Here is a 25069-nt window from a genome sequence, read left to right on the forward strand (position 1 = left end):
ATGAAACTGATTGCTTCTTATGAAATTCGGGTAAGGACTGACTACAACCCCATTGCGGGAAAGGAGCATGTCCTTATGAGTACATTAACCAAAGATCAACTTCAAGAGCTGAAAAACGCTCTTTTGGAACAACGTGAAAACCTACAGCGTCATTTTGAATCCAGCATGGAAGACGGTGCTCCAGCCGAGTCCCTGAAAGATTCAACTGGCGAGCTGTCATCATACGATAATCACCCAGCAGATGCTGGTACGGAGACGTTTGAGCGAAGCCGTGACTTGGCGATAGATGATACGTTAACCGACGAGTTCAACCAGGTGAATGAAGCGTTGGAGCGAATCGAACAGGGAACGTATGGCTCATGTGTGACCTGTGGTAAGGATATTCCCTTTGAACGACTCGAAGCGATCCCTTACACAGCCTACTGTATCGATGATACGCCTAACCGCGAGTTAAGCAACGAACGGCCCGTTGAGGAGGAAGTCATGACGATGCCGCCAAGTGGTGCCGGTGAAGTAAGACAGCGCAATGCTGGCAAGTTCGATAACGCTGACGCCTGGGAAGCCGTCGAGGAATATGGCACATCGAACTCCCCCGCAACTGCAGCCAAACGTGACGTGAAAGATTATGATGAAAACATGTAGTTTATGAACGAATTAAGGTCGTTTACGCTTAGATAGGTACATGTCTTTCACCATGCCAAATTACGCATGAAAAAGCCGCCAATGGCGGCTTTTTTTCTTGGTCCAGCATATCATCTTTACACAGACGGAACTTCAATAAAGCCGATGAATATGCTTCGGTTACTCTTCCGCCTGACCACCAGACGAGGATTCCTTCTGCTTTTTAGCAGGTCTTGACGTTTTGGCAGCGGACTTGCCCTTATCGGGTGAAGCCTTCTTTTTCAATTTCCCAGTGGTTCCCGAAGCAGGCTTATTCACCGTATCTTTGGATAGGGAACTGAATAAATGAAAGACCTCTTGGTCCGCATCATGCCTGTCTTTCGTTAAATAGGGTTCACACATCTTCGTAATGTTGTTGTACAACTGCTCTACTTCTTCCCGGCTAGCATACAACGTCATATCTGAGATAAACATACGGTCCCCGTTTTCCGCCTGATTCATGAATCGCCGACGGCTCTGCTCAAACATTTCATTTAACAATTTGAAGGTTTCGGAACGAAATACCTCCTTCAAAGGTGAATTCTCTTCATCTTCGTTACGGAGCTGAATTTCTCCCTTGAAGGGCTCGTAATATTTGGCGATGATTCCATTAATTTCACGAGTGGATACGATGGTGAGCAGACCGATTTTCTCCAGTTTTTTCACATGATAATGTACCTTGGCTGGCACTTCGCCCATCTGGTCTGCGATCTCTTTAACCGTAGAGGGTCTACCCTGTTTATTAAACATATTCATGATCTGTATCCGATACGGATCGGAGTAGACCTTGATTTCTTCAATCGTTGAAAGTACTTTGCGCTGCATACCTGTATCCTCATTTCCGGGGTACCTGTTGCCCATCATGTGTATATTATACCGTCCGAACAGGGTTTCGGTCAAAATAGGCTGAAGATAACAGGCTTCCTGAAGCCTTTTTATAGAACGGTGCGGAAAGTCTTGCTCAGAAGTACCAAAGCGGCTGACATAGCAAGCAAAACACCAAACACGATAAACAGAATCGGCAATGCCACCCAATCGGCAAGGGCTCCTGAAACCAAGCTGCCTAATGGAGCAACACTCACAACGAGCATACTTTGAAGGGCATACACTCTGCCAAGCATATCGGAAGGCGTAACTTCCATCAGATAGGACGCAAGGGGTGTTGTAGCGAGTGGAATCCCCATGCCCATCATCAGACAAAAGGCAGCAGCAACAGGCAGCTGGTAGGACGTCATGTAAGCCGGGATTGCAGTCATGGCATAACTGAGCCCCAACATGACAATGCCGACGATGACCAGCACACTTTTACGGTAATTCGATCCTCGGTGAGACAGCCACAAGCCACTCAGTACCATGCCTGCCACAATCAGCCCACTGAGTAGACTTAACCCTCCTGCTCCGGCGTGCAACGTTTCAATGACATATGGCGTGCGAAGAACATTGAATGGCATCAGACAGAAGTTAACGAAGGCAAACAGAATGGAAACGATCAGTAACAACACATGTTTACGCATAAAATGAAAGGCTTCTGTCATTTCAGAAAATATACTTTTTCTTGCTGGAGGAGAATCAGATGATTCTAATGTTTTATTTTCATTGTTAGATGATGTTTTAGTTTTCGGGTACCCCACACGGCTCATCAGGAGTGCACTTAAAGCAAACAAGCCCGCATCGATTAATATCGTCCATGTAATCCCTGCCGTTGCAATTAACGTTCCCGCCACTGCAAGTCCTGCGAGTTCTGCAACCCGGGTTGCAGATGAGGCCATGGCATTACCAGACAGCAGCATTGATTTGGGAAGTAATCGCGGTACACTGGATACCTCTGCGGGTGACGCGAAACATTCCAGAAGGGAATTCAAAATGGTGATGACGAACAGATGCCAGACTTGCAGTTCACCCAGACCAAACAATAGTGCTGTAATGCCAACAAATAATCCTCGACCAGTATTCGTGAGCACAATCACCTTTTTGGGCGACATGCGATCAACCAGTGCGCCGACAAACAGCCCCAGAAAGATACTCGGCAAAAAGTTAACAGCCAGCAGTGTTCCCATTAGCAGCTTTGAACCTGTAAGAATGTACACCATCCAGCTATAGGCAATGGAATCAATCGAATCGCCGAATCTGGATACTACCTTGCTCACCATAAACTGCACATATGGTTTAATCCGAATTAATTCCCCGATCCCTTGTTTGTGTGCGACTGTACCTTCGCTCATGATTACTCCGCCTCTCAACGTGAAAATATTTTTAATGTTAATTTTATTTTAACGTATGATATGCGAAAATCAACCCTTTCGTGAAAATATTTTTAACGTTGTGTATATCCCTATAAAATACAAAAAAACAGACCGAAGGGTCTGTTCTCTGTGCACCAATATTTGCTGCTATGATTCGTAGTTCATGTACTAGTCCTCAGTCTTGAATTGAAATCCAATACTCTCTTCATCCGCCTCTAGCATCAACTGGTACACCTTCTCTGCCTCACTACCCAGCCGTTCCTTGCTGATCTGGTAGTTCGTCCAGATTAATTCAAGCGGCAGCTCAATCATGCCTGTAAGGCAGTCCCACAAGGCGTCCAGATTTGCACCGTAAAAGTCTGGCAGTTCAAGCTTTTGCTTCAATAGCTCATGTAACTCTGTCGTGCTGTAAAAGTCCTCACCGTTAAGTACTACCCTCTTCATGTCTGTCTTGTCCTTCCTTATTTCAAGCGAGTAAAGGATGCATAGTGGTCTGTCGTTTTGTAAATCAAGCCGTCATTGGAGTACAGGATACGGTCAGAATTACGGAAACCGGAAGTGTAGTTGATATCCGCTTCACGCCAAGTGCGGCCACTCGCTGCTGGAAGCAAGCCTTCCCGGTTGCTAAATACGTCTCCACCGATACTTTTGCCTGGAGCGACCGTAGCGAGATTACCTTGCGACGATACCCAGCCTAGTGCCGTTGCCTGTGCTTTGGTAATGTAGTTACATGGCAGTTGTCCGTTAGCGCTGAGATAGTTGGCCACACCAGTAAACGTATTGATAATGGTACACGTTGCAGCTGAAGCCTTCTGTTGTCCAACCGGAGCGATCTGTGAACCTGTGAAGAAAACAATCGTTAACATAACCGCAAGCAGAGCTGAAGACAAAAACTTTTTCATAAATCCAGCCTCCCAATGACTCTAAAATGGATGAACGTTGCCACTATGTAAGTGATATGAGATGTGAATTCTGCCAGGATGTACGTTCTGCTAGATTATAGTGAACAAGCCATCTATTTACTATTTATATCACATCATTTTGGAGGGAATATCAAATTTAACCGTTATTATTGTAAAAATATATAAATATAACATTTAAATATAACAAAAGACTCACATCCCGCGGATGGAGTCTACCATTTCGATCATTTCTTATCATCTATCATGCTATCATGTTAGCTCTTGCTTTAATCTATAATTGCACCCGTTGACGGGTTCTTGCCGATTCCAGACATGCATCAATAACACGCATATTCTGAATGGTATTTTGCGGACTAAACGGTAACTCTTTTCCTTCAAGCACTGCGGCTGCAAAGGTCTCCACCTGCAAAACGTAGGAGTTGGACACCGATACACGTTCCTCACGGCTGACGGAATCGGTGTGCACGATAATCTGTGGTGGAATATCACTATTCTCCCAGCCGAACACCTTAGGAAGTTCAATCCGCCCATCGGTACCGAGAATCTCCATCTCGGCTCGTCCAGAGGCCCACATGCCGCAGTCAAACGTTAATGCTACTGAATTGGGAAACTCCACAAGTCCAGAAGCCATCATATCGACGCCATCATGCTCTTCCGAAAATAGAGCGTGTACCGTTACAGCTTCCGGCTCCTGCCCAAGATACATACGAGCTGCCGAGATAGGATATACGCCAAGATCAAATAATGATCCTCCGCCCATCTCCCTTTTGAACCTTACATTATCTTTATCGTCAGCAGTATTACATGTGAAATTGCCATGGAGGGCTCTGACCGTACCAATCTCCCCACTGGCTATAATCTCTTGCACACGTCTATGCTTGGGATGGTATCGATACATAATGGCTTCTGCAAACAGTACGCCGTGCTGTTGACATACCTCAATCATTTCCGCCGCTTCCTCTGAATTCAGAGCAGCTGGTTTCTCACATAATACATGTTTTCCAGCCTGAGCAGCCTTAATTGTCCATTCCTTGTGCATGTGGTTCGGCAGAGGAATATACACAGCTTCAATATCCGGGTCCGCAATGAGTTCATCATAACTACCATACGCTCTGGCAATGTCGAGTTCATTCGCAAGAGCTTCCGCCTTCTCCTTGCTGCGGCTGGCAATCGCCAAGACTTCACCACGTTCGGATTGTTGAATCGCCGGAATGACTGCATTTTTCGCGATTGTAGATGTACCAAGTACACCCCACTGTAAGTGTCTGTCCATGCTTATCTTCCTTTCACTCCGTAATTGTCCTCTTCTGCCTTGTGTAACATGCCGAGACAACGATCGAGATCGGCCTTAACCTGTTTTTTATATAATTCAGCTTTCTCCGCACCATCATCCGTGAAGTGATATAAAACGATTTCCTGAAAATCGACTTTGGGATCACTGCCCTTCAGCTTCTTCGTACGATAAAAGACACCCTGTTGAACCAATTCATGCAGCGCCCGGTATATCTCGCTCTGGGGTGGTACATAACCGTAGGCTTTGAATTCCTGCTTCATTGCCTCCAGCATTTCATAGCCGTATCCCCTATGCTGTTCAACCATGGTAATCAGATACAGCTTAATAAATGCCCGCTGCGCAATCATAAAAGCCACGTTCATTCCCCTCCTGTCAGCTCTATATATCTAGTATTATAAAACTTACGTTCCCCTTCTGCCATCTTTATCCGTCTTTCTTCCTTTAGTCCATGGAAATTGGAAAGCAAGAAGGAGAAATGATGGATAGGCAGGAACGTAAGGTAGAGCGAGAATTTGGGTTTTCTATTATGAATTTTTCATGTAATGAAATTTTAAAATTTATTTCAAAAGTGTTTATCATGGTATTGGCGTCACTTTTTTTTCAGGTTGTTGCCTTCATTTTTTTGCCCCAAACTCAATGTTGTTCTGAATTTTTCATATAATGATGTATTCACCTGTTAATCAGGTTTGGACTTCGGTACGGTTCCCACAATCCACTTGCCCCAGCTTGCGCGAGAGATGAGCCATGTGAGTACGCAGGATAACGTAAGCGCAAGCAGCCAGGTGATGATTGTACGCACTACGGGGTTTAATCCCCATGCCACATAAAACTGTTCATCCGGAATGTAGCTGTAGCGCAACATCAGCATGTGCATCAGGTAGCCCCCGTATGACACCCCGCCAATCCACGCCAGCAATCTTGTTACTCTGATATTGTGGAGCTTGCCAGCCAACTGGTACATCACCATGATGGAAGCAATGAGGAATAAGATCATATCCGGCCGGATGAGACTAACGGTATAGAAGGTAATCTGTATACCCTCCGGCTTCTGGAACTCCTGCATTAACTTATATATAAACCGAAGACCAAGGACAATAAACACGGTCCAATATCCCCAACGCAAACGTAGAATCCACTCATTCCAGCGTTGAACCGATAGCCCGGCTACCGCACCAAGCACAAAATAAAAAAAGAAATACAGAAAATTTCGATCGGCATAGGTTGTAAAGGCATCGGTCAGCACCGGGACATTCAACCATTCCATAAACCTGGCGATATTTCGCAATTGATCCGCGAGCACAAGGTACACCACACCGGAAATCAGAAAAGCTATTGTGCGCCCCTTCGCCTCATATCGGTTATAGACATAACGGATTGCTCGCAAAAACAGGGGAAACAACAGATAAAACTGAATAAGCATAATAATGTACCAAAAATGCGAGGTCGTTTTACCCGTGATTAATTTTAAACCAAGGTCAGGGATATCCTGCCAACCAAATCCGTTCCAGCCGCGAGGCGCGAGTGTGAAGTAGATCAGTGACCAGATCATATAGGGGACGATGACATCGGTTAAACGCTTTTGCATGAAACGTCCATAATGCAACTTGTCTCCTGTATTATAGAAAAGCACCATACCTGTGATGAAAATAAACAGGGGTACTGCAAATTTGGACAGCATTAGCAGGATCGCGAGCAATACGCCGTCTTCCAGTCCCGCTTCTGGGACCACGGAATAATGTGCTATGGAGTGCTGAAGGACGACCGCCGCAAAAGCAATTCCCCTCAGACTCTCGATTTCTGTAATTCGTTCTTTACGAGGCATAACAGACAGCCTCCTTTCTTGGTTTTGCCATGAAAACGACGTACAATGAAGCCATATATTGATGAACGAGGTGATTCACATCTCAGATACAGACCAAAGCATAACTACCATTGACTCCAAATATGTACAACAGCATTTGGCTAACGAGCGGACCTTTTTGGCCTGGGTTCGTACCGGCATTGCCATGGTTGGCATTGGCTTTCTTGCAGCCGGCTTCGGCTTCAGTTCAACGGCCTATGATCGGATGGCCCATATCGCAGCAATCATCATTGGTATTACTTCCTTGGTCAGCGGTATTCTGATCATCCTGTGCTCTGCTTCCGCTTATCACCGAAAACGCAATCAGATTAATTCACAATCATTCCAGGCATCCACGAAATTGATTCGGTTCCTGACGCTGATGCTACTGGTGATCGGACTGGCCCTGGCCGTATTACTGTATGTATTGTTATTCCCTGCCTGGCAGGTTTAACACCTGAACCTTGCTACAGCAGGAAGTTAAAACAGGGACAAAAGCCGGCTTCCTCTAAAGGAAACCGGCTGATGACCACCTGGTGGCTCACTTATGTCATTCCAGTTGAAGATTCCTGTCTTTACTGAACCGATTTATTATAGAAAAGTATTGTTGCCAAGTCGAGCGGCCTTATCCCGAGCTTCCAATCTTTGATTTTCCATATCGAGATCCGTGCGCTCAACCGTAACATCATCCCGATTGACATCGATTCTGTCCCGGTTCACATAACTGTTACTGCTAAACACGTCATAAACATCCGTGTCCCGATCCGTAGAGTCCACGAGTAGCAGGATTTTACCACTTTGCACGTATTCCTCATACTGTCTTGCATCCTCTTCCGGAATGCCGAGACCCACGAGTCCACCTACAAGTCCGCCTGCTCCTGCACCTACAGCTGCACCCGTAAAGGCTGCGGCAATAGGGCCTGCGGCCAGAATAGGACCGATGCCCGGAATCGCCAATGCGCCAATACCAGCGAGCAATCCAGCTACTCCACCTAGCACTCCGCCTGTTGCCGCACCTGCAGCTACACCTTCGGGCGCTTTTGTACCCGTCTCTTCGCGAATAGCTTTCAGTTCATCTCGATCTTGTGTAACTACCGAGATTTCATCTGAAGTAAATCCTTGCGCTTTCAGTCCCTCGATTGCGGATGATGCCTCACGTTCTGTATTAAACACACCTACGATTTTCTTCTGCATAGTGAATCCCTCCTCATCTAATTGAGTGGTTCGCTATGTTATTACCCGCCTTGTTTTCTTTCAAACCCTTCCACCGCAATATCATATCCTTAAAGGACTAGGAGAATGACCGACCATTGATATACAGCGGGTCACCGCGCTAGGGCCTGCACGTGGTTCGTTAGTACTCAAGACACAAATCCGCCGATCGCATACTCGCCCACTCAGAGCACGTTCAGACCCAACTCTCAGACCGAGGCTGGAAAACACATTCTAGCTAAACTCGTGGTTTAGCCCGGTTAGTCGCTATCGCTTCGAGCGGATCATCCGGCCAATAATGTTTGGGATAACGACCTTTCAAGTCTTTCTTCACCTCAAAATAAGTCTCCCGCCAAAAGTTGGCCAGATCTCGTGTGACCTGTTCAGGCCGCTGCGCCGGGGAAAGCAAATGTATGGTCAGTGGTACTCGACCACCACCAATAGGCGGGGTCTCCTGCTGTCCAAACATCTCCTGCAGTCTCACCGCGAGCGTAGGATCTTCAGGTCGGCTATAGTCCACTGGAATACGTGAACCACTAGGCACCTGAATATGTGTAGGAGCTTCACGATCCAATTGCTGTCGCTGTTCCCAGCTCAGTCCGCCGAGCAGCACATCCTGCATCGCCAATCTCTTGAGATCCGCAGCAGATCGCATACCTGTCAGAAAAGGGCTGAGATGTTCTGCCAGTTCTTCGGTCAGATGATCTTCGATAAGATCAGGCCATTCTGGCAAATGATGATGCAAAAAGCGCATCCTGTCCGCCAGCTGTCGCGATGATTTTGTCCAGGGCAGGCAATCCAGCCCCTCGATACGTATTCCTGAGAGTAATGCTTCGAGCACCTGGTCTTCGGGTGGCTGTGCAATACTGCTCTCTTTCAACGTAATGGCTCCAATTTGCAGCCTTCTATGTGCTCGCACACTGCGGGTGTTTCGGTCCCAGGCCACTTGAACTTCTTCATGCAACAGATGTGGACCCAAGTCCAGCAATCTCTTCTCCTGCACTGGCGCAGCCAGCAGGATGCGCGCATCCGCGCCCTGGTCGTCGGCTTCGGCTGCGACCAGATAGGCTGAACGGCTCAGCGATTCTGTCGCTGCGAGCCGTACCCCACGGCCGCTGCTCAGCAGATAGCGGCCGTCCTCCCGGCGTTGCCCGATCCGGTCCGGATAAGCGAAGGACAGCAACCATCCGCAGCTGTCCTCATCCGGCCGTACCGGATCGGCCGCCGGGCCGAGCGCCGAGCGCAGCTGGCGGCTCTCCAGGAGCATGCGCCGCACGGCAGCGACGTCTGCGACAGACGCTGCCGCTTGCGGCATAGCGCTGCTGTCCGCAGTCAGCAGCGCTTCCACGCGCGGGCGCAGATCGGTGTCCGCGCCTGCACTGCCACTGCTGCGGAGGCCCGCAGGCTCCTGCAGCAGTGCCGCCAGCATGCTGGCGTAGCTGGCCAGCCCAAGCTCCGCCGCGCGGAGCAGCATGCTGGCCAGTCGCGGATGCACGCCAAGCGTGTTCATCCGCCGCCCGAAGGGCGTGATGCGGCCTGCTTCGTCCAGGCCGCCCAGCTGGCGCAGCAGCGCCTGTGCCTGGCCGTAGGCTGCGGCAGGCGGGGTGTCCAGCCACTGCAGCTCTGCAGGGGACTGGACACCCCAGGCGGCAAGCTCCAGCGCCAGCGGCGCAAGGTCCGCGGAGGCAATCTCCGGCTTTGCTGCCTCAGGCAACGCGCCATGGGCCTCTTCGCTCCATAGCCGGTAACACACGCCCGGTGCAATCCGCCCCGCGCGCCCTCGCCTCTGATCGGCTGACGCCTTGGATACCGGCAGGGTAACGAGCCGACTCATGCCGGTCCGCGGCGAAAATACAGACGCACGGCTCAGCCCTGCGTCCACCACGACTTTGACTCCAGCCAAGGTAAGACTGGATTCGGCAATCGACGTGGACAGCACAACCTTCCGTTTACCTTCATCTGCGGGTCGCACAGCTTCATCCTGCCGTTCTACAGGCATGCTGCCATATAGAGCATGTACCTCAACATAAGCAGGAATCATACGGTTGGACAGCTCTCGCTCTGTGCGATGGATTTCTTTTGCACCCGGTAGGAAAACCAGCACATCCCCTTCCTGTTCTGCCAATGCCTTAACGACGGCCTCAGCCGTAAAAGTTTCGATCTGCTCGGATGCCGGTTTGGATACATATCGGGTCTCCACCGGAAATGTTCGTCCAGGACAGTCAATCCATTGGGTCCCCTCACCAAGCAGCGTACAGACAGGAGCCGGGTTCAGTGTGGCCGACATCACCAGCAGTTTCAGATCTGGACGCAGCATGGCCCGGGATTCAAGCGCAAGCGCTAAACCAAGGTCACCATGTAGATGCCGCTCATGAAATTCATCAAAGATAATCATCGCCGTGTCTTCCAGGCCCTGGTCCTGTTGAAGCATCCGGGTCAATACACCCTCCGTCACCACTTCTATGCGAGTGGACTGACTTACACGCGTATCCATCCGCACCCGATACCCTACGGTCTGTCCTGCTTTTTCACCTAGTGAAGCTGCCATTCGTGCAGCTGCCGAGCGAGCGGCGAGCCTGCGGGGCTCCAGCATAATGATTTTCCGTCCAGCAACCCATGGCTCCTCCAGCAGTGCCAGCGGGACTACGGTCGTTTTACCCGCACCCGGCTCCGCAATTAACACACCTGTATCCTTCTCCTGAAATAACAACCTCAGCTCAGGAATAATCTGTTGTATCGGTAAATCCGTCTTCATCTCATCTCTCCTAATTAATGTTCCACGTGTCTATTCGAATGTTAGCATTATAACAAAAAAAGCCGTTCCAGAGGAACGACTTCATAGATACATCCATTTTCAACATTTTACATCCTTCCATTTAACTTGTTCACGACGCTGATTGAAAGTCGCTCTATGGATGGATACAAAATGCTCATTTAGCTCAGCAGAGATTCTGCACCGTCAATGACAATTTCCGCACCTGTAATGTGTCTGGACTCCGCAGAAGCCAGGAAAGCTACGAGATCAGCGACATGCTCTGGCTGACCCGGTCCGTCCGCAAGCGGTTGCTGGCCTTCCGGAAATTCCATCGGAATGACGATTTGATGCAACTCATCCGTTTTGACCGTACTTTGGTCAATATTTGTGGCAATCGCTCCAGGACAGATGACATTGACACGAATCTTGAACTTCGCCAATTCCAGCGCAGCCATCTTCGCAAAAGCAACCTGCCCTGCCTTAGATGTACTGTACGCCGACATGCCAAAGCTGGAGAAGCGCTGATTACCATTAATGGAGCTCGTAATAATGATACTACCGCCACCACGTTTCTTCATATGAGGCAGTGCATACTTGATCGTAAAAAAAGTCCCGTTCAGATTGGTCGTAATAATCTGCTGCCAATCCTCAACCTGAATTTCTTCAATCGGTGCCGATACACCATTAATACCTGCGTTGGCAAAAACAATATCCAGACCGCCGAACAATTCAATGGTCTCCAGAACTGCTTTTTCCACCCGGGCAGGATCGGAAATATCTACATCGAATGCTCTTGCCGCACCTGCACGCAGCTTATTAATTTCGGCTTCCGTCTCCGAAATCCGATCATTAACCAGATCGAGCAGTGCAACATGTGCTCCCTCACTCGCCAGTTTGAGTGCTGCCGCTTTGCCAATCCCCGAACCAGCACCTGTAATAATGGCGACTTTGCCTTCGAATCTTGGTTTGCCGTTATGTTGTGTCATTATCCATTCCACTCCTTCTCGCTCAGTAATTATGTAAGAATGTACGTTCATGCAATATCTGTAAGTAGATTCTTCACAAGATTACCCAAAAAGAGTGTCTTTTAAATCAATACGGATAAGTTTTTTCGCAGTTGAGGCTCACCATTTTTAGCAGCATGATCAGATCATCCCGTAATGCTTCACCCGACCTTACCATTCCAGCTCAATGAAAGCGGCATCATCTTCAAGCCCACCGGTATGTCTGGCATCCAGCAGTACCTGGATGTGCTCATCTGGTATATAAGCCTGAATCGCATCCAGGTCATTCAGGCCATCCGTGTACAGTTGAAGACGAACTACTTCATTGGCAGACAGTTTAGCCTCATAGATATGCGGTTGGCCACCAACCGGACCCTCCAGTGTAGACCAACGTTCATTCGTACGGCAGTTCACCTGAAATGCTGCCGATTGTTCTTGACCGTTACGCCAGAGACGGATGCGGGAGTCCCCTTGCCAGGCTAACCACACTTTGCTTTTTCGATTGCCCGCCGAGAGCTCGATGCGTCCACACACATACATGGCTTGACTTCCCTTGCTCCGCTTCTCCATCAGCACTTCCCGCAGCAGTACAGGTGAATTTTCCAAAGGCTGCAACTTCTCCAGCTGTTCGGATGCCGGACTGGTCAAATCATGAAGCAGACGCTCCATAGTATCCAAAGAAGGATGCTGTGTCGTTTCCAGCCATTCCAACAAGGCGTTCCCCAGAAAGCGTGCAGCAAAATCACCAAGGTAACTCATGCCTACCCCATCACATAATACGAAAGTACATACATTACCATTCATGCGAACAGCAGCAAAATCCTGTCCGGTGTCTCCTTGATTAACAGTCTCCGCCGCTCTTCCATAACCGTACCTGCACTTGAAAGTACCTTGATATCGGGTCAACGGCTGTTCCCTGGTCTGGACACTCACATAGCGAAAGTTGCCCTGATAATGGTCCGCACGGCTTCCCTTATCTCCAGCAGACAATGTTGCCAAACGCATCGCTCTCATGATTTCCCCTCCTATCTCACAGGCGTAGCAGCGGACATCTGAAACCCGATGGATACCAGTTCTGCACAAGTACCAGGAAGCATCATCAATGCACCAGGTGAAAGCAAATAATCCGCCTCAACCAGCATTTCACGATAACTTTCCGGCAGAACCGAGGACATATTGCGCAGCTTTTCCCCATGTTCATCCTGGAGGACTGTCTCCTGGGATATTCCCTTCCATCTTCGTGGCTCCGGAATGGGGCCCTCCAGCAGATGATCGGATATAAAAATATTCTCGACGAGTACATTGCCATCAGGCACGCTCATACCCATGATTCTTTTGGCAATGGGCTCCGGATCTTCGCCTGTAGCTACCCCATCGGTCATATGACATACAAGCGGTGCAGGACAATCCTGCATATTTGGAATTTCAGCCTGCAGAATTTTCTCGGCCTGCAAGAAAGCTTTCGCTGAATCCGAGAATCTTTTCGGTGTTAAGTCGGGTAAGGAACCTACAGCAGCGATCTCGTCAATTCCTTTTATCCCGTTCAACAGATCGTACACATCGTCGCTGTATGCCAGAATCGCGATCCTGTAACGGGGTGTCAGTCGGTTGCCCTTGGTCGAACGAAACACCATTTGGCGAATAGCCAAAGATAAGGCATCATAGACGACATCAATCCGCCGACGGTTGTCCAGAACCATGTTCATGGAGGCGCTAATATCAATTAGATAGATAATCAGTGCGGGTGTGCGCTGGGATGCTTGAATAGTATAGTTCATCTGGGATGTGTCACCTCCGTCGTTGACGTTATTTTACAAGTTGGGTAATGTATAATCCGTATTGCTTAGGAATTTATTGATTGCATTCATTCGTGCTGCCACTTTACCTACACCTTTGAAATAGGTAGCATCGGTATTGTACAGATTTTTAAAATCACGCGCGTAGGATTCGGCATTCTCAATTTTTCTGCCTTTTTGCGCATTATACGCTTTATTGTAATGGGCAATCAGTGTGACGACATTCTGGGCACGTTTTTTCTTGAGCGCAGCTTTCTGAGCCGCCTCCTGTTTGCGCTGAGCCTCGGCTGCTGCCTTACGCTCCGCTTCCTGCTTCGCAATTTTGGCGTCATTTTCTTTTTTCCAGACTAGATAAGCCTCATATTTCGCCTGTTTGTCGTACTTTTCCTGTTCAGCCTTCTTGGCTGCTTCAAGCTTCTGTTGTTTCTGCTTGGCCAGATAAGCCTCATATTTCGCTTGCTTATCATACTTGGCCTGAAGTGCTTTACGCTCTTCTTCTTTCTTCTTGGCCTCTGCCTTCTTTTTCTCCGCTTCAGCCAGCTTTTTCTTTTCCTCTGCATCCAGTTTCGCCGCATCTGCCGCTTTTTGTTTCTTTTCTTCTTCCTGCTGCTTTAGAGCAGTCAGCCTCGCAGCTTCGGCCTCTTCCGCAGCCTTTTGTTCAGCCTGCTTGGCAGCCGCCGCCTGCTCCTTCTGTTTAACCTCAGCCTGATCGGCCAATATTTTAACCGTTGGTACGGTTCCAGCTAGCAGAACAATCAGCACCGCCGAAGAAATCATAAACTTTTTGGATCGGTAAAAAGGTATCTTGGCTGGCTGAGCTGCATCATCATGCTTGGGATTTAGCTTCGCGTCCAGCTCTTGAATCGCAGCCTCAACTTCCACCTGCATCGCACTGTTATCCGGAATGAAATGATGTAGTGAACGATACACTTCGAGCGCCGCAGCCGGTTTGCCTTCATCCTCCAATGCTCTCGCCTGAAGGAAGAGACGATTGACTACCGCTTCCTGACCAGGTGAAGGTTCCGTGCAGGGCACGTTCTGATCCGTAATTCCCTGTTTATCCGATATATCGCTTGCTGCTCCAGTCCCTTTAATCGGGTTCGTCTTGACTGCATTTGTCTGGTCTGAAACCTTAACTTCAGATTCTTCAACAGATGCTGCGCTTGCCAGATGGATATCCACAGCAGCCAGCGCCACAAACCATTCGCCAAACGTAGGGCAGCTGCTGAGATCATGACTCTCCCAGGCACGAATAAACAGATCTGACACCTTGGAGCCCCAGCGCTTCTGGAGCGATTCTCTCATGGCATAATAACGTTCATTTACCGTCTGCATTTCGTGCTGGTCAAAATAACTTTCTCCCCATGCTTTTTCCACAATCGCTGCATCAGACCAACTTAACATCTCAGCAATGATAACTGCTCCGGCAAAACGATCGGCATACGCACTCCACAAACCGCTGTTCACTGTCCGATGGGCCGCATAGCCCGGTGAGCCGGCAAGCAAAGCATCCGGACGATCCATTCTGGAACCGTACATCTGTTCAACGTCTACCAATTCTACTGCTGAAACCCCTCGCAGGTTCTCCACTTCGGAAAAAAACGGAATCATCACATTGGGTGCGGACAAATCACAATGAGCCAGCCCACGCTGTTCCATGGCTGAACCGGTCCCGGCCAGAGCTCTCGCCAGCTTCAGACTTTCCTCTGCTGTCAGCTGCTTCTGATCGCTGATTACATCGAACCAGGTCAGACCATGCACCCACGGCATCAATACCGCATACAACAGATCAGGATGTTCTCCAATGAGCGCTCCGTTTCTTTCCGGAGTGAGCACATCACGCTTGCATACCTGCAAACCTGGCAGTTCACTATAAGACTCCATATGCTCAGACTGATACACCATAGCCGGGATACGGAATTTAGGAAAAAATACTTTTAGTGCTTTAGCCCCACTTATGGAACCGTTACGGGGTAACAACTGATAGACGATACCCTGCCTTCCAGCTTGGGCGTAAGCCAGGCCAGGTGCAGCCGGATGCTGCCCAATGATATAGGCAATGTCGTTAATCACCACTTCATCCCCGGGATTTGGTTGAAAAGACATGCTCATCCCTCTCTCTGTCATTCTGTCATAGTGCAACAAAAACCGGGTGTTGTGAAAACGCCCGGTTTTTGCTGTAGTTGTAAATCTTCAGCTTGCTTCCTGCATATGATTCTGGGCGAATTCGGATATGGAACCTGCCCGAACTATGTATCGCAGATTAGCGAGCTTGGTCAGCCGTACGGAATTTGTTGGCAATAGCCGTCAGTTCCGCGCTGATGCTATTCAGCGTCTGAACGAAAGATTGCATTTGTTTGCTAGCTTCCTGGAATTCCTGGAAGAAGCGTTGCTTCGTCATACCTTCCCATTGTCCTTCCATGCTTGTGATGGATTGAGTCAATGTAGAAACGATTTGCTGACTTTGCTCACCGCTTTGTTTAAATTGGTTGGAAACCTGATCAAGCTGTTCTGGGGTAACTAAAATACGTCCTGCCATTTGTAAATTCCTCCTTGGTTTGTGCAATTAAATTCGCTTGTTCAAATTGTACTATACAAGGATCGATCGGACAAAAGCCGAAGGACCTAATCCTATTTACCCCATTTTTGGCATTCGAAACTTCCCCTAACAGCCTATTTATAAAAAAATTCACTTTCTGCTGTCTTGCTTATTCAACCTTGTCCTCCGTGAGCTCAGGAAACCACAGGTTCGGTTCCTCTTCTCCCACGAAAGGAGGGATCTGTGAATCTCCACGCCACAGGTTCAGGCTGCATAGCCTGAATCAGGGTCGCCGGTGAGCCATCAGGCGGTGCGGCATCCTGTACACGGTACACTGCCGCTACCGCGGAAAATGGATCGGATACAACAGCAGCAGTTGCCGAATGCGCAGGCATAATCTCCCCTGCACGCTCCGTCTGAAGAACATTCAACATATTGACCGCATTGCCATAGGCTGTGTTCACATGACTCAACACTGTACGATACTCCATGTCCACCTGCTGGAATAACAAGGCCTTGCGTCCCAGCTGTACGCTCAAGTCCATAAAACGACGTACTGCCGCTTCGCAGAGTCGCTTACTGTGATTCCATTCATTCATGATCGCGGCGCGGGCTTCAAGATCCCACTCCAACGAATGAATGGCCTGATCCAATACTGTCATCTTTTGTTGTATTTGCTCCGCCGCATACTGAATCTGCCTGCTCAGTGCCCGAAGCACATCCGGTTCCACACGAATGCGCATTTACCATCACCTTTCCTCTTCCCCTGCAGGCTGTTTAAGCCAGTCCAGCAGCATCTCGTGAAACTGTTCTCTCGTCGTCAGTGCTGCAACAAGCCAATCATCCGAGGCCGCAGTACTCATGCGAAACAGCCAGTTGGATACCGTACTTGCAGCAAAAGCCGCAGACTGTGATTTCCATCCTTCTCCGTTCCATACAAGCAACCGCAGTTCTCCTTCTGATTCCTTGTTCACCAGACAGCGCGCAAGCGCAAGTGACCCCTCGGGATCGCTCGTCTCTTGTACCAACTCATCAGCCACTGCCTGTAATTCTTTGTTCTTCAGATCATTCATCACATCATAGAATTTTTTCTTGGAGCACATCAGAGCCGGCTTTTCCGCCGGAGAATGACCACTCCAATTCATCCGTTGAATCAGAAAATCAATCGCTTCACGAACATTCCCCAAATCACTCAGCCGGAACGAATCCGGTTCGTCTGCAACACGAGATACTTCAACGACCCGTTCATCCGTGCAGTGCACATAACTTTCATACGACTTGCCGCTGTGCGTGTAGCGAATCCAGCAAGCCCTGTCGGACAGTCCCGCAATGGCTACCCTGGAGAAAACGGTCGGTGTCATGATCAGCTCATTGCTGTCCTGATCCTGAATCAGATATCCTTTGTCAAGCAGGGATGTTTTCACACGTTCCCACTCCAAAGCAATGTCTTCCGCCATATATCCGCGGAACGGATCTTCCACGCCAAGCAATCGGTCTGAACCGAGAATCCCGGCCAGGAAAAAAAGCTCTTTTATTTGCAAAGTGACTACCTTTTGCTTGGAATCATGAACCGTCAACATTATGAGCCACCTCCCCTCAAACTACAACATGCCATCGGTCACGAATTTCAGAAATCCAATCAGTCATTTTCCAGGTGCCATCACATGGAATTGCACCTTTAACCCTGGAATATTTACGTTTAACATAATAACCTTGACCCGGAGGCAGTACCTTCAGCCCATTTGAACTCCCACCGGATTCCGAATAAGGAATACGGAAGAACGAGAGATCATTAGGGTCTAAAGTCCCGAACAACAATCCGCTCTGGGAAGCCTTCACATCGTTCACCCAGTCAGAACCAAAGGTTGGAAAGTCTGCCGGAACTCCTGACAGAATCACATGTATACCTCGATCCCGTCCTTGACGAACGATCACTCCCAATTGATCCTTCACGTTAAAATCATTTAATTGCTTGGATAACGTATCCGCATCGTCAATAACAAGAACGATCTCCGGTCCACCGGTTAACTCGCCTCTTTTTAGAACTTCATCGTACAACTGTTGGATCACAGGTGCAAGCTGTTCTTCACGGGATACATGTCCGCGGACATGGGGCAAACTGCTGATTTCCCCCAGTCCTCCGGAACCATACCGCATATCTACCGTGTATATTTGCACGTCTTCAGGAGACGCATGATAGGCAAGTGATAACATCCAGGTCAGCAAAAATGTCGTTTTTCCACCTTCCATCGGACTCGTAACCATGAAATGTGGCCCTTCACGCAAATTCAGCTGGAAGGGTTCAAGATCATCAGTCAGCAAACCTACGGGTACTGTTAAGGATGATACGTCTCCGACTTGCCCGAAGGTCCCTGTACGGATAAGCACATCTTTGAGCTTAACCTCTTCCGGGAGCGGCGCAATCTGCGGCGCTTCTTCTCCGTTCCAGCTTTCTCTGATCTCTGCAATCATGCGGCGCAGAGCGGAAGAACGCTTGCCTTCATCTGCTCCGGATGACGGCAAAGCCGCCTGGAACATCAATGGAGGAACCTGTCCTTTGACTAGTCCTCTTCCAGGTGGAAGCTGGCTAGGTGCCTTGGACGGCCGACCCACTGCGTAATAATAGTCGCTTGGATCAGATAATTCAAACGAAACCGCATTAGGAATATTACTTCTGAATTTCTCAAATACATCCGTAACACGGTTGGCCGTGAGAATAAACGTGATTCCCAAACTGCCGCCTTCACGAAGAATCGTTTCCAGAAGTTCATTCTCCTCGGGATACGCATTTCGGAAAGAAAGATAACCATCGATAACAACTACAATCTGCGGCACGGCTGCATGAGCTGTACGACGATAAGCTGATATTGTCTTAACCCCAGCTTCCGAGATCATGTCCTTGCGTTGTGCACACAGTTTCAGGATGTATCGGAATAACCGCTTGATCCGATCTTCCTCTTCAGACATCATTACCGCACCGATGTGAGGCAAACCTGCGAAATCCTTCATCATCCGCCCCATATCAATAATATAGCCATGCCAAGGTTCAGTCCGTTTAGAACGGGCCAGTGACATCAACAAGGTTTGCACAAACGTCGTTTTCCCCAGACCTGGCATACCGTATACAACCAGATGTCCCTGATCCACCGGAAGTGCGAGCGGCTGCTGTCGTTGATTAGGCAGATCATCCAGCAGGCCAACTATAGGTTTCAGGCCAGCGGCACCGCCGTCAAGCAATACTTCACGATTCTCTTCTTCCTGCCAGTCATTGAGGCTTTCCCATTCCAGTGTCTCAGGCAAGGGTGGCAACCAGGGCCCAGGTAATCGGGTGATCCCCGCCTCTGCTGCCGCTTCTGCCACATAATCAATAAATACCTGAAGCTGCTTGGGCGCATCCTCCCCTTTGAGCACAGCCCTGCGCTCTCCAGTCAATAGTGGTTCCCGTTTCCCATTCAAACGAACTTCCATAACAGGCAGTACCGTCGTTGTATCTTCCTGCTGATTATACGGCGCACCGCTCCAGGCGAATTGCATTTCCTCAAATACTTCATCACTGCCTACCTGGAAATATCCACGACCAGGCTTGGTGATCCAGGCCGCATTCGGAATTTTGATCATATCCCGACTGTCCCCTTCGCTTTGAACGCGAAGACAGATACGGAAACGCGAATTGCTCCAGATTTTATCATCGACCACACCTGCAGGCTTCTGAGTTGCCAATATAAGATGTACACCCAGTGTCCGACCGATGGCCGCTATGCTGATTAATTCATCCATGAACTCCGGCTGATCCCGCTTCAATTGCGCAAACTCATCAATGATGATAACTAAGTGCGGCAACGGCTGTTCATGTCTGGAACGCAGAATTTTGTAATACTCATCAATGTGCTGGAGATTTCCTGCATCATTTAATATTTTTTGCCTTCTGACCAGTTCGGCCCGCAGTGAGATATTGGCTCGTTCAATCAAATTCCCATCCAGATTGGTGATCGTGCCGACGACGTGAGGCAAGCCCACAAATGTATTCGACATGCCTCCGCCCTTATAGTCAATTAACATAAAAGCCAGATCATGTGGATGGAACTCGGCAGCCAGAGAAGCCACAATTGACTGGATGACTTCACTTTTGCCCGAACCCGTTGTCCCTGCGATCAGACCATGTGGGCCGTGCCCCTGACGTTCGATTTTATCATGTAAGTTAATCGCAATTTTCTTGCCGCCAGCTCGCACGCCCATAGGTACGGGAAGTGTGTCCGGATATCGTGTCTGGCTCCAGCGTGTGACCACATCCAGATCCTCTACTCGTGATGTGCTTAACATGTCGAACAACGGAAGCACCTGAGGTATATCCGAAGCGGATGAACGTTTCAGACGAATCGGTGACATATAACGCGAGAGCGCCTCTGCGGACTCTCTGGAAATCACATCTGGCGTGTATGTTTGCCTGATCACGTCAGCATCCTCGGTTTTTTTGATATAAAGCCCCTTGCCTTTGGAAGCCTCCATAATTAACTGACAATGCATGGGTAGCGATTCCTTACGGTTTGCCAATATGATGGTACATACATCGATCTCCTGAGCTGATTCCAGCAGCAGGGGAAGCAACGGCTCTTCTTCTATTAATTGCGTATCCGAGAGAACCACCACATAACAAGGAGTTTGCACGGTTTTCTTGTAGCGATCTTCCTTATTATTGCGCCGTCGGTTCAACACGGAAAACAAGCTGTCCGCCAATTGATGCGCACCGCTGTGCCTGTCGGCCATATAGCGTTGTCCCTGATCTTCATCCCAAATGTGGGGCAACCAGCGCAGCCAATCCCATTCCTTGGATTCCTTTTCTTCATAAAAGGCAGCAATCTTTAATTCATCCGGTGAATGACGGACGGTCAGTTGTGAAATAATTACGCGCAATGAAGCGAGTACTTCCTCACGATTGCCGACCAACCCCATCACTTTCGACTGAAATAAGGGCAGTGTAATCGATGCTTCGGGCACCGTCTCGAACTCAGCTGCCAATTCATGAGCCGCTTCAATTAACTCATCCTTTTCATAACCGTCCACACGAGGAACCTGAAGTTTGATTCGAAACGGAATTTCGCCTGTGCCGATTCGCACCTGCAAGAAGTCATCATCTTCCGGGGAACGTTCCCATAACGAACTGTTGCGATTCTTCACCAACTGAAGACATACATTGGGATCCCCATGAATTTCATACAGACTCTTCACTTGCTCCGCTTGAGCTTCCTTCAGCTCTTCACGATGTTTCTCCAGTTGTGCACGATACATGGTAGTACGCTCTTCCAACTTTTTGCGATAGGACTTCTTGTTGCTCAGATATACAAAAAACGGAATCGTGTATGAAGTAAGCATCATCATAACCGTCATCATCTGAAACATCATATAATTTGGATTGTTCATTTTGCCGCTCATATTGATATATACGTAGAAACCGATGCTGACCATCGTCATCATGATCGGTACAATAATAGAAATCATTGAAAATGTAGGTTTGTTTGGTTCTGCAGGAGGCCTTAGAATTTCCAGCCTTTCTTCCTTGAGAACCGGTGTCATTCTTGGAGAACGCTGATATAACACATTCACGAAGAGAAGACCTCCTTATATTTCATTGCCGTAAACAATATATACGTTCAGATTGTTCATTCGTTGCTGTCCTGCTGAAACAATGAACGTCTTCCATACACCGGCGCTTCTTCAGAAGTGGTGGAAAACGCCCGCTGGACCCGTACACAACTTCCTTGACGCAGCCCTGTTTCCATTAACTGTTGTGAGTTTTGTGGAGAGAACCACAATCCTTCCGGAAATTTGGCTTCAAGGATGTACTGAATGCCCTCTCCCGGTGCCTGACCGAAAATACGGACTCCCAGCAATGTCTTCAGATGTTCAATAGTACATTCATCCGGGACCTCGATGTCGAACCACTCGCCTTCCTCCCGGCCGGAATACACGGTAAGAATCAAAATAATCCCTCCCATGGTCTCATATGTAAATTGTCCTAGTGTCAAATTAAATCAAAATAATGCAGATGAAACGCTATTCCATCCCTATTTTCTTACATAAACACCCTGTTTGCAATGTGCAACCTGTAATTTTGTTACATATGACCCACGTATATATTAAAATATCGTCCATTCGACTCAGAACTTTCGAGGCAGTAGTCACGTTAATTATTGCAAGGATGCGAAACTATGCGTGTTTCTTCCATATAAATGGGAGCTACGAATTGATTTTTCGGGACTTTTTAATGCTTCGCCCACAATTGAATTGTGAACACTTTTCAAACATTGCTCACCTTTATGTTTTCATAAGCTGATTTTAAGGTAATTTTAAGCATTGGAATTTAATATAACCAGTAAGAAATAACTCTCGTGAGGTGATTTCTAGTGAGAACACTAATAACTTTTCAAAACAAATCAATCCCTGTATATTTCAATCAAGAAAACAAACAACCTGTACAAAAGACACTACGATTGCTTAGCAGTGCACTTGAGAACAAGATTAGCAATGGTAAACGTGCTTTACAGAAATGTCTGCAATCTTTGATTAGTATTGAGATTGTCGGTGGTGAAGCCATTCTTCACAGCCGTAGCGAAAATGACTCCCTCGCCTTATCCCTTTATTAAGATGAGTCAGTTGTTTAATTCAACATGGAAACTGCGAATTCATTCATTCGCGAACATAAGGAAAAGGAAGCTTGCCGCTAAGGACAAGCTTCCTTTTTTGTGTACCACATCTCTTTTATCTATTTCTAATGCAATCGGCTGACGACATAAGCATTTTCATGTTCTTCTTCCATCTCGGCCTTTTGGATTCGAATGACAAACAACCGAACCAGATTATCACGCGTATTTTCTTCCTGACAAGTATTCAGCTTTCTCAGAATGAAACGGTCAATGGACATGAAGTTCAGGCCCCTTTACCTATTGGATTTACGGATCTGTTCTGCCCGTGTATCCATAAATAACCAGATTACAGGTATACCAAACAGCTTATTCACACCATTTCCTCGCCTGTTTTTCAAACGTGTAAAAACATGCAAAAGTCCGCCTCATCAAGTATGTGGCGGACTCTGCGCAATCTTTGTCACTCTTTCTCGAACCCTAGCTGATTATAAAACAGAACGTTTTCTAATCCATGTTCACTGTCGAATTATTGAACTCCGGGATATTCCCGATATTGATGCTGAATGCTGATCCAGCGAGTCCGTGTGAACTTTTCAATCGCCCAATCGCCACCGAAACGACCAATACCCGATGATTTCTCACCACCAAACATCACATGCGCCTCATCGTTCACGGATTGATCATTTACATGCACCATGCCCGATTCAATCTGCTGGGCAACTTGATACCCTCTCTCCAGATTTCCGGTGAATACGGAGCCGCTCAATCCATAAGGCGTATCATTTGCCAAACGCACGGCCTCCTGCTCATCCTTCGCTTTCATTAATACCGCGACAGGTCCAAACAGTTCCTGTTGCACAATATGCTGCTCCGGTTTCACATCTGCGAGTATGGTCGGCTCCAGCACACTGCCTTTGCTAGTACCGCCCAGCAGCAATCTTGCTCCTTCTGCCTTGGCTCCCTTAATCAAGTCCAGCAGGCGCTCCACTTCCTTCTCACGAATGAGCGGACCTACCAGCGTTTGGGAATCCGAAGGATCACCTGCCTGAATTTTTTTCGTTTTGGCGACAAAGGATTCCACAAACTTATCGTAAATATCAGCATGCACAATAATACGATTAAGTGCCATACAGATTTGCCCCTGATGCAGAAATTTACCGAACACCGCAGACTCTGCAGCACGTTCGATATCGGCATCTTTCAGAACAATCATCGCATTGTTTCCCCCAAGTTCAAGCGCAGTTTCTTTCAAATGCTCACCTGCGAGTTTACCGATGCCCTGCCCCACCTCTGTGGAGCCAGTAAAGGAAATGACTTTGGGTACCGGATGCGCTACAAAATAATCCCCAATCTCACTCCCGCTTCCAGCAACCACATTCAGTACACCTTCAGGCAATCCAGCCTGCTCAAAAAGATCAGCAATAAGCCAACCAGCCGTAATCGGCGTATCGGACGCAGGCTTAATAACGACTCCATTACCCAGAGCAATAGCCGGAGCTACGGAACGCAGACACAGGTGCAAAGGAAAATTCCAAGGGCCGATCACGCCGATAACTCCCTTGGGCTCACGCAAAACTCGATTCTCTTTCCCAGGTGTATTTGAGGGCAGAATCTCCCCCTTCATCCGATAAGGGAACGAAGCTGCTTCATCCACAATCCGTTTCGCAGAAGCAAACTCCGCCTCCGCCTTGATGCGTGTGCTCCCGGACTCCGTAATAAGCAGTTTTACAATTTCCTCTTTGCGCTCTACCATTAGAGCCGAAACTTTGCGGAGTACACCTTCTTTTACCGCCGGCAGGGATTTCTTCCATTCCATCAAACTCTTTTGAGCCGCCTCATATGCCTGATCTATATCTTCCTTGTTCGAGGATCGCCAGGTTGCGATGACCTCTCCCGTATACGGATTTTTATTTTCCACTGTTTTCTCGCCGGAGCCTTCTACCCATTCGCCATTAATAAATTGTTTCGTCCATGTTGTATGTTCTGTCTCCATTAAAGTCATCTGAATAACGCCTCCCAATCAAGATTGAATATCTCACCTCAAAACGGTGTAGTAGTTCATTAACCTTGTTAAGGATTGCGCAAACGTGAAGAACAGATGAAATCCTTGCATCCTCAGAAGGGAAGATGCTTCTCAAAGCCTAATAGATTAATCTAAATTT

The 25069-nt window shown here is 48.2% G+C and carries 23 protein-coding genes and 1 pseudogene; 4 read left to right on the forward strand and 20 right to left on the reverse strand.

Features of this window, described 5'->3' with window-relative positions:
* The first annotated feature begins 75 nt into the window (after nt 1–75).
* Complete coding sequence (locus HP548_RS07380; protein WP_076289586.1) at nt 76–642, forward strand: TraR/DksA C4-type zinc finger protein; 567 nt, start codon at nt 76–78, stop codon at nt 640–642.
* Nucleotides 643–801: 159 nt separating this feature from the next.
* Here HP548_RS07380 and HP548_RS07385 read toward each other — a convergent pair whose 3' ends face one another.
* The 6 genes from HP548_RS07385 to HP548_RS07410 form a co-directional block, all read right to left on the reverse strand.
* Nucleotides 802–1485 (reverse strand): ArsR/SmtB family transcription factor, encoded by a 684-nt coding sequence (locus HP548_RS07385; RefSeq protein WP_090949185.1) that lies wholly within the window; start codon nt 1483–1485, stop codon nt 802–804.
* Nucleotides 1486–1595: 110 nt separating this feature from the next.
* Nucleotides 1596–2882, reverse strand: a complete 1287-nt coding sequence (locus HP548_RS07390) for an MFS transporter (RefSeq protein WP_175381315.1) — start codon at nt 2880–2882, stop codon at nt 1596–1598.
* A 189-nt stretch (nt 2883–3071) separates the two neighbouring features.
* The gene (locus HP548_RS07395) at nt 3072–3347 is read right to left on the reverse strand and encodes a barstar family protein (RefSeq protein ID WP_099853184.1); all 276 of its coding nucleotides are present in this window, start codon (nt 3345–3347) and stop codon (nt 3072–3074) included.
* A 17-nt stretch (nt 3348–3364) separates the two neighbouring features.
* Complete coding sequence (locus HP548_RS07400; RefSeq protein ID WP_076289582.1) at nt 3365–3805, reverse strand: ribonuclease; 441 nt, start codon at nt 3803–3805, stop codon at nt 3365–3367.
* 292 nt (nt 3806–4097) lie between these two features.
* The gene (locus HP548_RS07405) at nt 4098–5099 is read right to left on the reverse strand and encodes a Gfo/Idh/MocA family protein (protein WP_076289581.1); all 1002 of its coding nucleotides are present in this window, start codon (nt 5097–5099) and stop codon (nt 4098–4100) included.
* A gap of 2 nt (nt 5100–5101) precedes the next feature.
* A complete protein-coding gene (locus tag HP548_RS07410; RefSeq protein ID WP_063563231.1) occupies nt 5102–5476 on the reverse strand; it encodes a helix-turn-helix transcriptional regulator in 375 nt (124 codons plus the stop codon).
* A 92-nt stretch (nt 5477–5568) separates the two neighbouring features.
* Here HP548_RS07410 and HP548_RS07415 point away from each other — a divergent pair, with 92 nt between their 5' ends.
* On the forward strand, nt 5569–5781 hold the full coding sequence (locus HP548_RS07415) for a hypothetical protein (protein ID WP_175381316.1): 213 nt from the start codon (nt 5569–5571) through the stop codon (nt 5779–5781).
* A 15-nt stretch (nt 5782–5796) separates the two neighbouring features.
* On the opposite strand, the gene HP548_RS07420 is transcribed toward HP548_RS07415, so the two are convergent.
* Entirely contained in the window at nt 5797–6942 is a 1146-nt protein-coding gene (locus HP548_RS07420; protein WP_175381317.1) for an acyltransferase, read from the reverse strand.
* A gap of 61 nt (nt 6943–7003) precedes the next feature.
* On the opposite strand from HP548_RS07420, the gene HP548_RS07425 reads away from it, so the two are divergent.
* On the forward strand, nt 7004–7414 hold the full coding sequence (locus tag HP548_RS07425) for a YidH family protein (RefSeq protein ID WP_175381318.1): 411 nt from the start codon (nt 7004–7006) through the stop codon (nt 7412–7414).
* 530 nt (nt 7415–7944) lie between these two features.
* On the opposite strand, the pseudogene HP548_RS34070 reads toward HP548_RS07425, so the two are convergent.
* The 11 genes and pseudogenes from HP548_RS34070 to HP548_RS07480 all read right to left on the reverse strand — a co-directional run.
* Nucleotides 7945–8154, reverse strand: a pseudogene (locus tag HP548_RS34070) (general stress protein); the annotation flags it as partial.
* A gap of 256 nt (nt 8155–8410) precedes the next feature.
* Entirely contained in the window at nt 8411–10927 is a 2517-nt protein-coding gene (hrpB, locus tag HP548_RS07435) for an ATP-dependent helicase HrpB (protein WP_175381319.1), read from the reverse strand.
* A 179-nt stretch (nt 10928–11106) separates the two neighbouring features.
* Complete coding sequence (locus tag HP548_RS07440; RefSeq protein WP_076289576.1) at nt 11107–11913, reverse strand: SDR family oxidoreductase; 807 nt, start codon at nt 11911–11913, stop codon at nt 11107–11109.
* A 189-nt stretch (nt 11914–12102) separates the two neighbouring features.
* Complete coding sequence (locus HP548_RS07445) at nt 12103–12945, reverse strand: protein phosphatase 2C domain-containing protein (protein ID WP_175381320.1); 843 nt, start codon at nt 12943–12945, stop codon at nt 12103–12105.
* 11 nt (nt 12946–12956) lie between these two features.
* Nucleotides 12957–13709, reverse strand: a complete 753-nt coding sequence (locus HP548_RS07450) for a vWA domain-containing protein (protein WP_064639011.1) — start codon at nt 13707–13709, stop codon at nt 12957–12959.
* A 33-nt stretch (nt 13710–13742) separates the two neighbouring features.
* Nucleotides 13743–15833 (reverse strand): serine/threonine-protein kinase, encoded by a 2091-nt coding sequence (locus HP548_RS07455; RefSeq protein WP_175381321.1) that lies wholly within the window; start codon nt 15831–15833, stop codon nt 13743–13745.
* A 157-nt stretch (nt 15834–15990) separates the two neighbouring features.
* The gene (locus HP548_RS07460) at nt 15991–16266 is read right to left on the reverse strand and encodes a WXG100 family type VII secretion target (protein ID WP_017689071.1); all 276 of its coding nucleotides are present in this window, start codon (nt 16264–16266) and stop codon (nt 15991–15993) included.
* Nucleotides 16267–16460: 194 nt separating this feature from the next.
* On the reverse strand, nt 16461–17009 hold the full coding sequence (locus tag HP548_RS07465) for a WXG100 family type VII secretion target (protein ID WP_063566322.1): 549 nt from the start codon (nt 17007–17009) through the stop codon (nt 16461–16463).
* A 6-nt stretch (nt 17010–17015) separates the two neighbouring features.
* A complete protein-coding gene (locus HP548_RS07470) occupies nt 17016–17846 on the reverse strand; it encodes a hypothetical protein (protein WP_109999890.1) in 831 nt (276 codons plus the stop codon).
* A 16-nt stretch (nt 17847–17862) separates the two neighbouring features.
* Nucleotides 17863–21867 carry a type VII secretion protein EssC gene (gene essC, locus HP548_RS07475; protein WP_175381322.1) on the reverse strand — a complete coding sequence of 1335 codons (4005 nt, stop codon included), beginning with the start codon at nt 21865–21867 and terminating at the stop codon, nt 17863–17865.
* A gap of 56 nt (nt 21868–21923) precedes the next feature.
* Nucleotides 21924–22244, reverse strand: a complete 321-nt coding sequence (locus tag HP548_RS07480; protein WP_090896181.1) for a hypothetical protein — start codon at nt 22242–22244, stop codon at nt 21924–21926.
* A 423-nt stretch (nt 22245–22667) separates the two neighbouring features.
* Between HP548_RS07480 and HP548_RS07485 the strand changes: the two genes are divergently transcribed.
* Nucleotides 22668–22907: a hypothetical protein gene (locus tag HP548_RS07485; RefSeq protein ID WP_063566326.1), complete on the forward strand. Its 240-nt coding sequence runs from the start codon at nt 22668–22670 to the stop codon at nt 22905–22907.
* A gap of 125 nt (nt 22908–23032) precedes the next feature.
* Here the strand turns inward: HP548_RS07485 and HP548_RS07490 are convergent, their stop codons facing one another.
* Entirely contained in the window at nt 23033–23185 is a 153-nt protein-coding gene (locus HP548_RS07490) for a hypothetical protein (protein ID WP_170867771.1), read from the reverse strand.
* Between the two features lie 248 nt (nt 23186–23433).
* Entirely contained in the window at nt 23434–24909 is a 1476-nt protein-coding gene (locus HP548_RS07495; protein ID WP_175381323.1) for an aldehyde dehydrogenase family protein, read from the reverse strand.
* Nucleotides 24910–25069 lie beyond the last annotated feature (160 nt).

This window comes from Paenibacillus taichungensis, from assembly GCF_013359905.1.
In the GTDB taxonomy this organism is placed as follows: domain Bacteria; phylum Bacillota; class Bacilli; order Paenibacillales; family Paenibacillaceae; genus Paenibacillus; species Paenibacillus taichungensis.